Raw genomic sequence first — 15582 nt, forward strand, 5'->3', positions numbered from 1 at the left:
CCACACCGGCCGCACACCCATCAGCGCGAGGGCCTCGGCGATGTCGTCGCCGCTGGTGCGCATCGCCGCCGTCCCCCAGAGCGAGAGCCCGACGCTGGTGGGCCACTCGCCGTCGTGGTCCTCGCGGTACCGCTCGAGCAGGGAGTCGGCCAGCATCTGGCCGGTCTCCCAGGCCAGCCGCGACGGGACCGCGCGCGGGTCGATGGAGTAGAAGTTGCGCCCGGTCGGGAGCACGTTGACCAGCCCGCGCAGCGGCGAGCCTGATGGCCCGGCCTTCACGTGCCCGCCGTCGAGGGCGTGCAGGACGCCGTCGATCTCCTCGGTGGTGCGCCCGAGGCGCGGGACGACCTCGGTGGCGGCGAAGCGCAGGATCCGCTCCACGGTGTCGTCCTCGGTGCGCGCGAGGACCTCGGTGACGACGTCTCCCGCGTCGTCGGGCCGCCAGCCCCGCTTCTCCATCCCGACGACGAGGCTGTGGGCCAGTTCCTCGGCGCGATCGACGTCGATGCGGCTCGCGGCTCCCGCCGCCTCGTCGAGGCCGAGCGCCTCCCGCAGGCCCGGCAGTGTCTGGGTCCCCGACCACATCTGCCGCGCCCGCAGCACCGCGAGCACCATGTCGACCCGCTCCTGGCCTGCGGGCGCGCGCCCCAGGATGTGCAGGCCGTCGCGGATCTGGGCGTCCTTGATCTCGCAGAGCCAGCCGTCGAGGTGCATGACGAACTCGTCGAAGCGCTCGTCGTCGGGCTGATCGGTCATCCCCAGGTCGTGGTCGAGCTTCGCGGCCTGGATGAGCTGCCAGATCTGGCCGCGGATCGCCTCGATCTTGCCCGGGTCCATCGCCTGGATCGAGGCGTACTCGTCGAGCAGCTGCTCGAGCCGAGCGAGGTCGCCGTAGGACTCGGCGCGCGCCATCGGCGGCACCAGGTGGTCGACCAGGGTGGCGTGGGCGCGGCGCTTGGCCTGGGTGCCCTCGCCCGGGTCGTTGACCAGGAACGGGTAGATCAGCGGCAGGTCGCCGAGGATCGGGTCGGGCGCGCAGGAGGCGGACAGCGCCGCCGTCTTGCCGGGCAGCCACTCCAGGTTCCCGTGCTTGCCGACGTGCACGACGGCGTGGGCGCCGAAGCCCGCCTCGCTCTGCAGCCACCGGTAGGCGGCGAGGTAGTGGTGGCTCGGCGGGAGGTCCGGGTCGTGGTAGATCGCGATCGGGTTCTCCCCGAACCCGCGCGGCGGCTGCATCATCACGACGACGTGGTCCCGGACGATCGCGGCGAGCACGATCGCGTCGGTGCCGTCGGAGTCGTCCCGGAACATCTGCCCGGGCGCCGGGCCCCAGTGCTCCTCGACCTCCGCGCGGAAGTCGGCGGGCAGCGTCCGGAACCAGGCGACGTAGTCGGCGACCGGGATGCGGACCGGGTTGGCCGCCATCTGCTCCTCGGTGAGCCAGTCCTGGTCGTGCCCGCCCGCGTCGATCAGGGCACGGATGAGCAGGTCGCCGTCGTGCTCCTCGAGCCCGGGGACCGGGTTCTCGGCGGAGCCGACGCGGTACCCGGCGTCGCGCATCGCGTCCAGCAGGGCGACGACGGAGGCCGGGGTGTCGAGCCCGACGGCGTTGCCGATGCGGGCGTGCTTGGTCGGGTAGGCGCTCAGGACGAGCCCGACCTTCTTCTCGGCGTTGTCGAGATGACGCAGCCGGCCGTGGCTCACCGCCAGCCCCGCGACCCGCGCCGCCCGCTCGGGGTCGGCGACGTAGACCGGGAGCCCGTCCTGGTCGGTCTCCTTGAAGCTGAACGGCACGGTGATGATGCGTCCGTCGAACTCCGGGACGGCCACCTGGTTGGCGGCGTCGAGGGGGCTCACGCCGTCGTCGTCGGCGAGCCACTCCTCGCGGGACCGGGTGAGGCAGAGCGCCTGCAGGATCGGGACGTCGAGGGCGGCGAGCGCCCCGGTGTCCCAGGACTCGTCGTCCTCGCCCGCGCTCGCCGAGGCCGGGCGGGAGCCGCCGGCCGCGAGCACCGTCGTGACGAGGACGTCGGCGTGGCGCAGCCGCTCGAGCAGGTCGTCGTCGGGGGCACGGAGGCTGGAGCAGAACAACGGCTCGGGGATGCCGCCCGCGTCGACGATCGCGTGGCACAGGCCGTCGACGAACGCGGTGTTCCCGGCCATGTGGTGCGCGCGGTAGTAGACGACGGCGATCCGGGGCCGGTCTGCGTGCGTCAGCGATGCCCTATCGGTGTGCTCGATGCGCATCGCCACGACGTCGGACGTCTGCAACTCCACATTCTCCGCCGAATCCTCGGCCGACCAGCCCGGCAACCGACCCCACGTGGGCATCTCCTCCGGCGCCGCGAACCCGTAGCCGCTCAGCAGCACGGTGTCGGAGAGGAACGCGGCGAGCTCGCGCACGTTGTCCGGCCCGCCCTGGGCGAGGTAGAGGTGCGCCTGGGTCGCGACGCCCACCGGCACCGTCGAGGACTCCATCAGCTGCGCGTCGGGCGCCTGCTCCCCGCCGAGCACGACGACGGGTCGCGGCTGGGCGGCCTGGTCCAACAGGGCGTCGAGCCCCGCCTCCCATGCCTGCCTGCCCCCGAGGAGCCGGACGACGACGAGGTCGACCCCCTCCAGCAGCCCGGGCAGCTCCGTCTCCGGGTCGACGCGCGCGGGGTTCGCCCAGCGCCAGCTCACGGCCGCCGCGTCACTCCCCGCACGGGCCGATCGCAGGTCGGTGTCGGACGTCGAGAGAAGGAGCAGCACGGTCAACATCTCACCATCTGCGCAAGTACTGTGTCATCGATGCCCCGCACCCGAGACCGCGCCGCGACCCGCGCCCGGCCCGACGCCTGCCCCGGCGCGTGGCGCCGTCACGAGGCCGCCGACGGGGCCCTCGCGCGATTCCGCCCCGTGGGCGGGGCGACCACCGCGGCCGAGCTCCGGCTGCTCGCCGGGGCCGCGACCCTCGGCGGATCGCCGCTCGAGCTCACGTCCCGGGGATCGTGGCAGGTCCGGGGCCTCGCGGGAAGCACCGCCGACGACCTCGCCGACGCGCTGCGTGCCGACCGCCCCGACGCACTGCTGGACGCCCTCGGACGCGACATCCCGTGCGGTCTGCTCACCTCGCCGCGCTCGACCCGGCTCGACGCCGCATCGGCGCAGGTCGCGGACGGGCTGCGCGGGCGCACCGACGTGCCCGGGCGACTGCTCGTGGCCCTGGAGGACCGCGTCCCCGCGGGCGGCGACGTGACCACGGTCATGACGGGGGACGTGAGTGGACAGGGCGCGGACATCACGGTCGTCCTGACGCCGGGCGTGGGCGCGTCCGGCTCCTCGGCGGCTCCGGAGCCCGGTAGGCGCGCACCGGTCACGGCCGCGCTGCTGCTCGACGGACCCGACGGCGCCGTCGTCGACACCGGCCTGCGCCACACCGACCCCGCCGCCCTCGCCGTCGCCGCCGTCGACGCGTTCACCGCGCGACGCGACACCGCCTGGCGGGTGCGTGAGCTCGACGACGCCACCCGCGCCGCGCTCGTCGCCGACGTCCGCGACCGGACCGCCGCCGACGAGCCCGCGACCGATCGGACCGCCGCGCTGACGCCCGCACCCGCCGACCCCACCGCCCTCGGCTCCCGCGACGACGGCACCCTCGAGGTCCTCCCCCGCCTCGGCGAGGTCGACGCCACCGCGGCCGCGGCGCTCGTCGGACTCCTCACCGACGGCGTCACCCTGCGCGCCACCCCGTGGCGCACGCTGGTCCTGCGCGGTCTCACCGATCCGCACGCCGCCGCCCGGGCCCTGGACGGGCTCGTCGAGACCGATCCGGTCTCGCGCTGGCGGGGGCTCTCGGCGTGCGTGGGCGCACCGCGCTGCGCGAAGTCGCTCGCCGACGTGCGCGGCGACCTCGCCGCCGCCGTCGCGTCCGGCCACGCCGGCGGCACCGTCCGCCAGCACTGGGTGGGATGCGGGCGGGCCTGCGGCACGCCCGGCGGACGGGTCGCGGTGATCGAGGCCCTGGATCCCGGTGAACCACGGGGAGACGACGGGCATGCTTGCGCAGTCCGTGATCAGCAGCGCGGGACCTACCGCACGGTGGTCCGCTCGGGAAGGGTGACCGGATGACCTCGGGCAGTATCGGCAAGGTGGCCGAGCAGCACGGGATCCACGAGCCGGACTCTCCGGCGGTCCCGGCCTACGTCGCCGACGGTGCCGAGATCTACCGGCGCTCGTTCGCGATCATCCGCGAGGAGGCCGATCTCACCCACCTCCCCGAGGACGCCCACGACCTCGTCATCCGCATGATCCACTCCTGCGGGATGACCGATCTCGCCGGCGACACCGTGGTCTCCCCCGGTGCCGTCGCGGCCGCCCACGCCGCCCTGCGTGGCGGGGCCCCGGTGCTCTGCGACGCGATGATGGTGGCGTCGGGGATCACCCGGCGCTTCCTGCCCGCGGGCAACGACGTCGTCTGCACGCTCAACGACCCGGACGTCCCCGCGAAGGCCGCGGCGCTCGGGACCACCCGCAGCGCCGCCGCGCTCGACCTGTGGTTGCCGCTGCTCGAGGGCGCGGTCGTCGCCATCGGCAACGCCCCGACCGCGCTCTTCCGCCTGCTGGAGCTGATCGACGCCGGCGCGCCGCGACCCGCCGTCGTCCTGGGGCTGCCGGTGGGGTTCGTGGGGGCGATGGAGTCGAAGGCGGCACTGGCCGGACATCCGGCCGCACCGGACCACGTCGTCGTGCACGGGCGCCGGGGCGGCTCGGCGATGACGGTCGGCGCCGTGAACGCGCTGGCCCTCGGAGCAGGAGCGTGAGCGGGGACCCGACGGAGATCCAGGGCAGCACGCCGATAGGGGGTCGGCTCTACGGGGTCGGGGTGGGTCCCGGGGACCCGAACCTGATGACGGTGCGGGCGGTCGACCTGATCCGTGGCGCCGATGTCGTGGCCTACCACTGCGCACGGCACGGCCGGTCGAACGCGCGGGCGATCGCGGCGGCGCACCTCGGCACGCAGGTCGAGGAGGCGCTCACCTACCCGGTCACCACCGAGGCGACCGACGACTACCAGGGCCTCATCGACGCCTTCTACACCGAGGCGGCCGGACGGCTGGCCGCGCACCTCGACGCGGGGCGCGACGTCGTCGTGCTCGCCGAGGGCGACCCGTTCTTCTACGGGTCGTACATGCACCTCCACAAGCGGCTCGCGCACCGCTATCCGGCCGAGGTCGTGCCGGGGGTGACGAGCGTGTCGGCCGCGGCGGCGGCACTCGGGACGCCGCTGGTGGAGCGCGACGAGGTCCTGACGGTGCTGCCCGGCACGCTGGACGAGGACGAGCTGACGCGGCGGCTGGCCGACACCGACGCGGCCGCGGTCATGAAGCTCGGCCGGACCTTCACCGGGGTCCGGACGGCGCTGCGCCGCTCGGGTCGCGCCCAGGAGGCCCGCTACGTCGAGCGGGCGAGCACCCAGACCGAGCGACACGGCGCCTTCGAGGACGTCGACCCGGCGTCGGTGCCGTACTTCTCGGTCGGGATCGTGCCGTCGCGGGTACACGTCGCGACGACGGAGCAGGCGCGTGCGGACGGGGACTCGGCCCGTTCCCCTGCCAGCGATGCGCACCTGCTTGCACCCAACGCCGGCAACTCCGCACGCTCGAACGGCTCTGCGCGCTCGACCAGCGGCCGTGTCACCGTCGTCGGACTGGGCCCGGGTGCGCGGGACCGCCTGACCCCCGAGGCGGCCACCGCGCTCGCCGAGGCCGACGACGTCGTCGGGTACACCACCTACGTCGCCCGGGTGCCCGTGAACCCCCGCCAGCGGGTGCACGGCTCGGACAACAAGGTGGAGTCCGAGCGCGCCGCCTTCGCCCTCGATCTGGCGCGCGCCGGACGACGGGTCGCGGTCGTCTCCTCGGGCGACCCGGGCGTGTTCGCGATGGCCTCCGCCGTCGTCGAGGTCGCCGCCGAGGACTACCCCGACGTCCCGGTCGAGGTCATCCCGGGCATCACCGCCGCGCACGCGGTCGCCGCCCGGATCGGCGCGCCGCTGGGCCACGACTTCGCGACGATCAGCCTGTCCGACCGGCTGAAGTCGTGGGACGTCGTCGAGCGCCGGCTCGCCGCGGTGGCCGAGGCCGACATGGTCGTCGCGCTCTACAACCCCGCGAGCCGGTCGCGCACCTGGCAGGTCGAGGCGGCCCGCGACATCCTGCTCAAGGTCCGCGACCCCGCCACGCCGGTGATCATCGGGCGCGACGTCGACGGACCCGAGGAAACCGTCCGCGTCGTCGAGCTCGGTGCCCTGGAGCCGTCCGAGGTCGACATGCGCACGCTACTCATCATCGGCTCGTCGCAGACCCGCTGGGCCGCGACCGGCTCGGTGTACACGCCGCGCCGCTACCCCTGAGCGCCGACGGCCGCGATGGACGAGAAGGCGGTGAGCCGGCGTACTGAGCTTCGCCGGCACCGAAGGACCAGTTCTCCTTCGGGACCTCGACCAGGTTGATGAACACGTCCTCGGTGCGGAGTCCGACAGCTGCGCACGCGACCACTTGACACCGTTGTAAAGTCACCGCCGCATCCATCGGCGGAGGGGGACGGACGTGGCACTGCCCGGGGTCGAGGACCGCACGCTCCTGGCCGCCGTCGACCGTGTCCTCGCCCGGGACCCGGACCTCGTCGCGCAGACCGACCGGGACGGCGAGTGGACCTTCGCCGCCGCCGTCGAGCGATCGCTCCGTCTCGGCGCCGGGCTCGCGACACGGGGCAGCGGAGTCGACCGCCCGGTGGCGCTGATGCTGGACAACTCGCTCGACGGCATCCACACCTGGCTCGGCGTCGTGCTCACCGGTGGGGTCGAGGTCCCGGTGAACACCGCCTACAAGGGCCGCTTCCTCGCCCACGTGCTGCGCGACTGCGGCGCCTCGGTGCTCGTCGTCGAGGACACCTACCTCGAGCGGATCGCCCGGATCGCCGACGAGGTCCCCGAGCTGCACACCCTCGTCGTCCGGGGCGCCCTCGAGGCGGCGACCGTCCTGCCCCGCGGCCGGTTCCGGATCGTCGAGCTCGCCGAGCTGGACGCCGCCGCCGCCGCGAGCCCCGTGCGCCGCGGGCCGGGAGACCTCCACGCGATCATGTACACGTCGGGCACGACGGGGCTCTCCAAGGGCGTCCTCGTCCCGCACGCGCAGGCCTACACCTACGCCAGCCGGGAGCACCAGGAACGCCCGCACCGCGGCGACCGCGCGCTCGTGACGCTGCCGGTGTTCCACCTGGCCGGCCAGTGGTACGGCGTCTACCAGGCGCTGATCCACGGCATCGGGTGTGTGCTCGAACCGGGCTTCTCCGTCGGCGGCTACTGGGACACCGTGCGCCGCCACCGCATCACCGTCACGACGATGCTCGGCGCGATGGCCGAGCTGCTCGCGCAGCGCGCCCCTGCCGCCGACGACGCCGACAACCCGCTCGAGCTCGCGATCATGGCGCCGCTGGCCGGGGACGTCGAGGAGTTCCGCCGCCGCTTCGGGGTCGACCTCGCCGCGGTGTACGGGATGAGCGAGATCGGGGCGGTACTCGACGGGCCGCCCGAGACCGTGGTCGGGGGCGAGGCCGGGTTCCCGCGCGAGGGCTACGAGCTGCGCCTCGTCGACGTCGACGGGGCCGAGGTCGCCCCGGGCAGCATCGGCGAACTGCTGGTCCGCGCGCAGGTGCCGCACACCGTGATGGCCGGCTACCACGGCCTGCCCGAGGAGACCGCCCGTGTCCTGCACGACGGCTGGGTGCACACCGGCGACGCGTTCCGCACCGACGACGAGGGCCGCTTCTTCTTCTGTGACCGCATGAAGGACGCGCTGCGCCGCCGCGGCGAGAACATCTCGAGCTTCGAGGTCGAGCGCACCGTGAACGAGTACCCCGCGGTGTACGAGAGCGCCGTGGTGGCGGTGCCGTCCGCCCTGACCGAGGACGACATCAAGGTCGTGGTCGTGCTCCAGCCCGACGCGACGCTCGACCCGGCCGAGCTGACGGCGTTCCTCGTCGACCGGCTCCCCTACTTCATGGTGCCGCGCTACGTCGAGGTCGCCGAGGCGCTGCCGAAGACACCCACCCACAAGGTGCAGAAGGCGGTGCTGCGTGACGCGGGCATCGGGTCGGCGACCTGGGACCGCGAAGCCGCCGGCATCCGCGTCACCCGCAGCGGTGCCTCCGGCATGTGAGCACCACGAGCGGCTCCAGCGACATGTCGTGCTCACGAGACCGGAGGTCACCCATGCGCCGCCTGCTGGTCGCCAACCGCGGGGAGATCGCCCTGCGCCTGCTCGACGGGGCCGCCGCCCTCGGCTGGTCGACGGTGGTGGTCCACCCCGCCGACGACCGAGAGTCCGCCCCCGTCGCCCGCGCCGACCACGCCGTGGAGCTGCCCGGTGCCGGACCGGCGGCCTACCTCGACGTCGGCGCCGTGATCACGGCCGCCGTCGACTCGGGCGCGGACGCGCTGCACCCCGGCTACGGCTTCCTCGCGGAGAACCCGGCCCTCGCCTGCGCGTGCAGCGACGCCGGGATCACGTTCGTCGGGCCCTCGCCCGGGACCCTCGAGCTCTTCGGCGACAAGGACCGCGCGCGGTCGCACGCGGCGGGCCTGGGCGTCGCGGTGCTCGAGGCGACGCGTCCCGACGACGCCGACGCGGCCGCCGCCCTGCTGGCACGGACCGGCGCGGTGATGGTCAAGGCGGTCGCCGGGGGTGGCGGCCGGGGGATGCGCGTGGTCCGGGACGCCGCGACGCTCCCCGACGCCCTCGCTCGCGCGGCGTCCGAGGCCGGTTCTGCGTTCGGCGACCGGCGGGTGTTCGCCGAGCAGTACCTCGACGGGGCGCGGCACGTCGAGGTCCAGCTCGTCGGCGACGGCACCGGCGGCGTCGCCGTGCTCGCCGACCGCGACTGCAGCCTCCAGCGCCGCCACCAGAAGCTCGTCGAGATCGCCCCCGCCCCCGGTCTGCCCGACGAGGTGCGCGGCCGGCTGCACGACCAGGCCCGCGCCCTGGGCGCCTCGGTGGAGCTGTGTGGGCTCGCCACCGCCGAGTTCCTCGTCGCCGGGGAGCGGATCGCGTTCCTCGAGGTCAATCCCCGGCTGCAGGTCGAGCACACCGTCACCGAGGAGGTCCTCGGCGTGGACCTCGTGGTGGCCGGCCTGCGGATCGCGGACGGGGCGAGCCTGGCCGAGGTCGGCCTGGACGCCGTGGGCCCGCCGCGGGGAGTCGCCCTCCAGGCCCGGGTGTGCACCGAGACCCTCGACGCGGACGGGGGCGTCCGCCCGGCAGCCGGCACCCTCACCCGCTTCACCCCGCCGTCGGGGCGCGGCGTGCGGGTCGACACGCACGGCGGCGTCGGCACCACGATCAGTCCCCGCTACGACTCGCTGCTCGCCAAGGTCGTCGTGCACGACGCTGACCTCGCCGCCGCCGTCGACCACGCCGCCCGGGCGCTCGCCGCGTTCGACGTCGCCGGGGTCGCGACCCAGATCGGCGTCCTGCGCGCGCTGCTGGGCCGCGACGAGGTGCGCACCGGCCGGTGGGACACCGGGCTCGTCGAACGGCTCCTCCCGGAGCTGGTCGCCCACGACGACGGGCCCGTCCCGGCCGCGAGGGGAGGATCCGAGCGCTCTACCGGCACGAGGGCTCCCCTCGCGCGGGGCGGTGAGGTCGCGCAGGGCGGGGAGCCCGCCGACGGCGAGGTCGCGCTGCGGGCGGCGACCGCGGGCACCGTCGTCGCCGTCGAGACACCCGCCGGCGCCGCTCTCACGCCCGGCGCACCCGTCGTGGTCCTCGAGGCGATGAAGATGGAGCACGTCGCCACGGGATCGGTCGCGGGGACGGTGCGCACCGTGGCGGTGGCCGTGGGGGACGTCGTCGCCGAGGGCGACCTGCTCGCTGTCGTCACCCCCGACCCGGACGCCGCCACGGGCAACGACGAGGCCGCGGCGATCGACCCCGACCACGTCCGCGGCGACCTCGCCGAGATCCACGACCGTCACCGGCTGCTGACCGACGAGGCCCGCCCCGACGCCGTCGCCAAGCGCCGCGCGCTCGAGCGTCGGACCGCGCGGGAGAACGTCGAGGACCTCTGCGACCCCGGGACGTTCGTCGAGTACGGCGGCCTCGCGGTGGCCGCCCAACGGCGCCGCCGGACGATGGCGGACCTGGTGGCGCGCACGCCTGCCGACGGCATCGTCACCGGGATCGGCGTGATCGAGGGCAGGCGCTGCGTCGTGCTCGCCTACGACTACACCGTGCTCGCCGGCACCCAGGGCGTCCTCTCGCACGCCAAGACCGATCGGGCGCTGGAGCTCGCGCTCGCCCACGACCTGCCCGTCGTGCTCTTCGCCGAGGGCGGCGGCGGACGGCCCGGCGAGACCGACACGATCGCCGTCGCGCAGCTCGACGTGCCCACGTTCGCCCTGTTCGCCCGCCTCTCGGGGCGCGTCCCGACGGTGGCCGTGGTCGCCGGGTACTGCTTCGCCGGCAACGCCGCGCTCGCCGGGTGCGCGGACCTCGTCGTCGCGGTCGAGGGCGCGAACCTCGGGATGGGCGGTCCGGCGATGATCGCCGGTGGCGGGCTCGGCGAGGTGGCCCCGGGCGACGTCGGGCCGATGGACGTCCAGGTGCCGAACGGCGTCGTCGACGTCCTCGTGGCCGACGAGGCGGCAGCGGTCGACGTGGCCCGGCGCTACCTCGCGCTCGCGGGCCCGGCGCCGGTTCCCGAGCGCGCCGACCAGCGGGCGTTGCGCCACGCCGTGCCCGAGAACCGGCTGCGGGTCTACGACGTGCGGGCCGTGGTCGACACCCTCGTCGACCCGGGGTCGCTGCTGGAGCTGCGGCCGCACCACGGCGTCGGGATGATCACCGCGTTCGCGCGGGTGCAGGGGCGGGCGGTCGGGCTGCTGGCCAACGACCCGCGCCACCTCGGCGGCGCGATCGACGCCGAGGCCGCGGACAAGGCGGCGCGGTTCCTGCAGCTCTGCGACTTCCGCGGACTGCCGGTGCTCTCGCTGTGCGACACCCCCGGCTTCATGGTGGGTCCCGAGGCCGAAGCCACCGCGACCGTCCGGCGGTTCTCGCGGATGTTCGTGGCCGGGGCGAACCTGCGGGTGCCGGTCGTCTGCGTCGTGCTGCGCAAGGCCTACGGGCTCGGCGCGATGGCGATGTCGGGCGGGTCGATGCGCGTCCCGGTCACGACGGTGGCGTGGCCGAGCGGGGAGTTCGGCGGCATGGGGCTCGAGGGCGCGGTGGAGCTCGGGTACCAGGCTGAATTGGGGGCGCTGGCGCCCGATGCACGTCAGGCGCGCTACGACGAGCTGGTGGCCGCGCTCTACGAGCAGGGCAAGGCGCTCTCCGCGGCGGTCGTCTTCGAGATCGACGACGTCATCGACCCGGCCGACACGGCCGCCGTCGTCGTCGCGGCCCTCGAGACCGCCGAGGGCCCGCTCGGACCGCGGCGGGCGATCGTGGACACGCGATGACCGGGCCCGCGGCGACCCGCGAGGCGATCCTCGCCGGCGCGGTCGCGGTGTTCGCGCGCCGCGGGGTGGACGCCGCGTCGATCGGTGAGCTGGCCGAGGCAGCAGGTGTCACGCGGCCGACCGTGTACGCCCACTTCGGCGCCAAGAACGAGATTTTCCGGGCGCTGGCGTACCGGGTCCGCGACGACGTCCTCGCCGCGCAGGCCGTCACCGGCACCGACGAGCCCGCGGCGATCGCGCGCACCGTGATCACCGACTACCTCGACCTCACGGTGCGCCACCTGCGGGTGCTGGAGCTGCTCGCGGCCCGGGCGCGCACCGACCCGGAGTGCGCGGCGCTGCAGGTCGAGATCCTCGACCGGGTGCACCGGCGGAACACCCGGTTCCTCGCGCGGCTGGCGGCGGCCGGGCTCGCGGACCCGGTGATCGCGCCCGAGAAGGTGTCGGAGGCGATCACGGGGATCGTGCGGCGGTTCGCCGAGATCGTCGACGCGCAGCCGGGCGAGCGGACGGCGCTCGCGGACGCGGCGGTGGCGGCCTACCTGCGCCTGGGTGGCCTCGTGAGGGGTTGATCGAGAGCGCGCTCGCAGGCCTAGCGTCGGTCCCATGACGAGCAGCGCTGCACCCACGATCCTGATCGTCGGGGCCTCCCGGGGTCTCGGCCACGCCATGGCCGCGGAGTTCCTGGCCCGCGGCTGGCACGTCGTCGGCACGGTCCGGGACCCGACGACGCACACCGCGCTGCACGACCTCGCCGACGACCACCCGGGCCGGGTCGAGGTCGAGGTCCTGGACATCACCGAGCCGGACCAGCTCGCGTCGCTGCGCGACCGTCTGTCCGGCCGGGTCCTCGACGTCCTGTTCGTGAACGCCGGGACCACCAACGACGAGCGGACGCTGATCGGTGAGGTGTCGACAGACGACTTCGTGACGGTGATGGTCACCAACGCGCTGAGCCCCATGCGTGTCGTCGAGACCCTCCAGGACCTCGTCGCGCCCGCCGGACTGATCGGCGCCATGACCTCCGGGCAGGGCAGCATCACGAACAACACGACCGGGATGCGCGAGGTCTACCGCGGCAGCAAGGCGGCGCTGAACATGTTCATGCGCAGCTTCGCCGTCCGACAGCCCGAGACGCGCGCCCTCGCCCTGATGGCGCCCGGCTGGGTGCAGACGGCCCTCGGCGGACCGGGAGCCCGGCTGACCATCGAGGAGAGCATCCCGAACCTGGTGGAAGTGCTCCTCGCCAAGCGTGACCGGCCCGGCCTCGAGTACCTGGACTATCTGGGGCGGACGGTGCCCTGGTAGGTGGCCTCCGGCCACGTGAGCTCTCATCCGTGTTATCGCGCGGATTTGTGCTCACGAGCGCGGAGCGCACCTGCACGCGGAGCGCACTTGCCGAGCAGGTCCCGCAGCGTCGCGCGCTCGTCGGGGTCGAGCGCGCCCAGCGCCTCGTCCTCGGCGATCCGCAGCTCGGCGGTCACCTCCGTCAGCACCTCGCGGCCCACGTCGGTGAGAACGACGAGGTTGCGGCGCCGGTCGTCCGGGTCGCGCTCGCGGCGGGCCCGCCCCTCGCTCTCGAGCTCGTTGAGCGCGGCGACCATGTCGCTCGGGTCGACCCCCAGCCGCCGCCCGATCTCCGCCTGCGACGCCGGGCCGGCGTCGGCCAGGGTCGCGAGGATCCCGTACACGTAGGGCCGACGCAGCCCGGCGGACTCGAGCCGCGCGTGGATCGCCTGCTCCACCAGCCGGTTCGCCCGGCGGAGCCGCCAGAACGTCATGTCGCGGAACGAGGCGGGCGCCGTGTCGTCGCACCGCTGGTCGTCGTCGCGCATGCGCGCAGCCTAATCGTTGGCAACACCCACGGCTCTGGCGCTATCGTTGGCCGTACTAACATTGGCGGAACCAACGAAAGAGGGCGTCATGCGCACCGTCCGCTTCCACCGACACGGGGACCCCGACGTGCTCGTCGTCGAGGAGGTCGCCGTCCCGACGCCCGGACCCGGCCAGGTGCTCCTGCGTACCGAGCTCGTCGCCGGGAGCTTCGTCGACACCTCGGTGCGTCGCGGCGACGGACCCTTCGGTCCCGGTCCCCTGCCGTCGAGCCCGCACGGGGAGGTCGTCGGGACCATCGAGGCGGTGGGCGAGGGCGTGGATGATGCGTGGCGAGGGCGTCGGGTCGCGGCGCTGGTGTTCGCCCAGGCCTACGCGGACGCGGTCCTCGCGGACGCGGCAGCGTGTGTCCGGGTACCGCAGGACCTCCCGGCGGCGGACGTGAGCGTGCTCGCGATGGCGGCACCGGTGGCGATGGCGGCGCTCTCGCTGGGCCGGTTCGGGCCGGGCGACACCGTGCTCGTCCAGGCTGCGGCCGGGTCGATCGGGCACCTCGCGGTGCAGCTCGCGCGGCTGCTCGGCGCGTCACGGGTGGTCGGCGCGGTCGGCAGTGCCGCCAAGCTCGACGTCGTCCGGGGGCTCGGCGCGGACGCCGTCGCGCTCGACGGCGACTGGACGGATCCGGTGCGCGCCCTCGTCCCGGGCGGTGTGGACGTGGCCCTGGACAGCGCCGGGGGTCAGGTCACCGCGGACACGCTGGAGGTGCTCGCCCCGTTCGGCCGGCTCGTCGTCTACGGCGCCGCGAGCGGGACGCTGCCCTCGATCCCGGCGCGCCCACTGCTGGCGGGGCGGTCGGTCACGGGGTTCGGGATCGGCACCTGGGCGGCGACCCACCCCGCGGAGGCCGCCCGGCACCGGGCGATGATCACCGGGTGGCTCGCGACCGGCGAGCTGCGGGTGCTGACCTCGGACGTCGTGCCGCTCGCCGAGGCCCCGCGGGCGCACGCGCTGCTCGAGGACCGCGCGCGGGTGGGCCGGGTCGTGGTGGTGCCGTGACCGGCTCCGAGTGGACCCCCATGGCTGCCCCCGTAGCCACGAGGGTCCACTCGGCGAGGTCCGAGCGCGGGGCGCACCTACGCGCTGGCAAGCGCCCCGTCGCCGGCCTTCGCAGCGACCAGTGACTCGTGCGTCGGCGCGTCCGGCACGTGTGCGGGCTTCAGCGCGGCGAACTCCCGACGCAGCACCGGCACGACCTCCTCGCCGAGCAGGTCCAGCTGCTCGAGCACGGTCTTGAGCGGCAGACCAGCGTGGTCCATCAGGAACAACTGGAGCTGGTAGTCCCCGACGTACTCCCGGAAGCCGAGCGTGCGGTCGATGACCTCTTGCGGCGAGCCGACCGTCAACGGCGTCTGGGTCGAGAAGTCCTCGAGCGACGGGCCACCGCCGTAGACCGGAGCGTGGTCGAAGTACGGCCGGAACTCGTTCACCGCGTCCTGCGAGTTCTTCCGCATGAACACCTGACCGCCGAGCCCGACGATCGCCTGGTCGGCCGACCCGTGGCCGTGGTGCTCGAACCGGCGCCGGTAGAACTCCACCATCTGCCTGGTGTGCGACGCCGGCCAGAAGATGTGGTTGTGGAAGAAGCCGTCGCCGTAGAACGCGGCCTGCTCCGCGATCTCGGGCGAGCGGATCGACCCGTGCCAGACGAACGGCGCGACGCCGTCGAGCGGGCGCGGCGTCGAGGTGAAGCCGTGCAGCGGCGTGCGGAACTCGCCGTCCCAGTCCACGACGTCCTCGTCCCACAGACGGCGCAGCAGCGCGTAGTTCTCGATCGCCAGCGGGAGGCCGTTCCGGATGTCCTGGCCGAACCACGGGTAGACCGGACCGGTGTTGCCGCGGCCCATCATGAGGTCGACGCGCCCGCCCGCGAGGTGCTGGAGCATCGCGTAGTCCTCGGCGATCTTGACCGGGTCGTTGGTCGTGATCAGCGTCGTGGACGTCGACAGCTGGAGCGTCGAGGTGGTCGCCGCGATGTAGCCGAGCAGCGTCGTCGGTGACGACGGCACGAACGGCGGGTTGTGGTGCTCGCCGGTCGCGAAGACGTCGAGCCCGACCTCCTCGGCCTTCTGCGCGATCGTCACCATCGACCGGATGCGCTCGCCCTCGCTCGGCTCGCGTCCCGTCGTCGGGTCCGGCGTGACATCGCCGACCGTGAAGACTCCGAACTGCATGACGGCGGCCTCCCTCTT

General features: G+C 74.2%; 11 protein-coding genes. 8 read left to right on the forward strand and 3 right to left on the reverse strand.

Features of this window, described 5'->3' with window-relative positions; all coding sequences use genetic code 11:
- Window positions 1-2760, reverse strand: a 2760-nt coding sequence (locus VGI02_RS16535; protein ID WP_331628752.1) for a cobaltochelatase subunit CobN, incomplete at its 3' end; no start/stop codon positions are given.
- A gap of 30 nt (window positions 2761-2790) precedes the next feature.
- Here VGI02_RS16535 and VGI02_RS16540 point away from each other — a divergent pair.
- From VGI02_RS16540 to VGI02_RS16570, 7 genes are all read left to right on the forward strand, one after another.
- Window positions 2791-4110, forward strand: coding sequence for a ferredoxin-like domain-containing protein (locus VGI02_RS16540; protein ID WP_331628755.1), 1320 nt, complete (start codon window positions 2791-2793; stop codon window positions 4108-4110).
- Window positions 4107-4802 (forward strand): precorrin-8X methylmutase, encoded by a 696-nt coding sequence (locus VGI02_RS16545; protein WP_331628757.1) that lies wholly within the window; start codon window positions 4107-4109, stop codon window positions 4800-4802. The genes VGI02_RS16540 and VGI02_RS16545 overlap by 4 nt, the downstream gene beginning before the upstream one ends.
- A gap of 35 nt (window positions 4803-4837) precedes the next feature.
- Window positions 4838-6394: a precorrin-2 C(20)-methyltransferase gene (locus tag VGI02_RS16550; RefSeq protein WP_331628822.1), complete on the forward strand. Its 1557-nt coding sequence runs from the start codon at window positions 4838-4840 to the stop codon at window positions 6392-6394.
- Window positions 6395-6590: 196 nt separating this feature from the next.
- Window positions 6591-8201, forward strand: a complete 1611-nt coding sequence (locus tag VGI02_RS16555; protein WP_331628759.1) for an AMP-binding protein — start codon at window positions 6591-6593, stop codon at window positions 8199-8201.
- A gap of 53 nt (window positions 8202-8254) precedes the next feature.
- The gene (locus tag VGI02_RS16560; RefSeq protein WP_331628762.1) at window positions 8255-11500 is read left to right on the forward strand and encodes an acetyl-CoA carboxylase family protein; all 3246 of its coding nucleotides are present in this window, start codon (window positions 8255-8257) and stop codon (window positions 11498-11500) included.
- Window positions 11497-12072: a TetR/AcrR family transcriptional regulator gene (locus tag VGI02_RS16565; protein ID WP_331628764.1), complete on the forward strand. Its 576-nt coding sequence runs from the start codon at window positions 11497-11499 to the stop codon at window positions 12070-12072. The genes VGI02_RS16560 and VGI02_RS16565 overlap by 4 nt, the downstream gene beginning before the upstream one ends.
- A gap of 34 nt (window positions 12073-12106) precedes the next feature.
- Window positions 12107-12808: an SDR family NAD(P)-dependent oxidoreductase gene (locus tag VGI02_RS16570; RefSeq protein ID WP_331628766.1), complete on the forward strand. Its 702-nt coding sequence runs from the start codon at window positions 12107-12109 to the stop codon at window positions 12806-12808.
- A 32-nt stretch (window positions 12809-12840) separates the two neighbouring features.
- On the opposite strand, the gene VGI02_RS16575 is transcribed toward VGI02_RS16570, so the two are convergent.
- Window positions 12841-13335 carry a MarR family winged helix-turn-helix transcriptional regulator gene (locus tag VGI02_RS16575; protein ID WP_331628768.1) on the reverse strand — a complete coding sequence of 165 codons (495 nt, stop codon included), beginning with the start codon at window positions 13333-13335 and terminating at the stop codon, window positions 12841-12843.
- 88 nt (window positions 13336-13423) lie between these two features.
- Between VGI02_RS16575 and VGI02_RS16580 the strand changes: the two genes are divergently transcribed.
- A complete protein-coding gene (locus tag VGI02_RS16580) occupies window positions 13424-14389 on the forward strand; it encodes a quinone oxidoreductase family protein (protein ID WP_331628770.1) in 966 nt (321 codons plus the stop codon).
- A gap of 77 nt (window positions 14390-14466) precedes the next feature.
- Here VGI02_RS16580 and VGI02_RS16585 read toward each other — a convergent pair whose 3' ends face one another.
- Window positions 14467-15564: an LLM class flavin-dependent oxidoreductase gene (locus VGI02_RS16585; protein ID WP_331628772.1), complete on the reverse strand. Its 1098-nt coding sequence runs from the start codon at window positions 15562-15564 to the stop codon at window positions 14467-14469.
- Window positions 15565-15582 lie beyond the last annotated feature (18 nt).

Origin of the sequence: Actinomycetospora sp. (genome assembly GCF_036497245.1) — a bacterium.
GTDB lineage: Bacteria > Actinomycetota > Actinomycetes > Mycobacteriales > Pseudonocardiaceae > Actinomycetospora.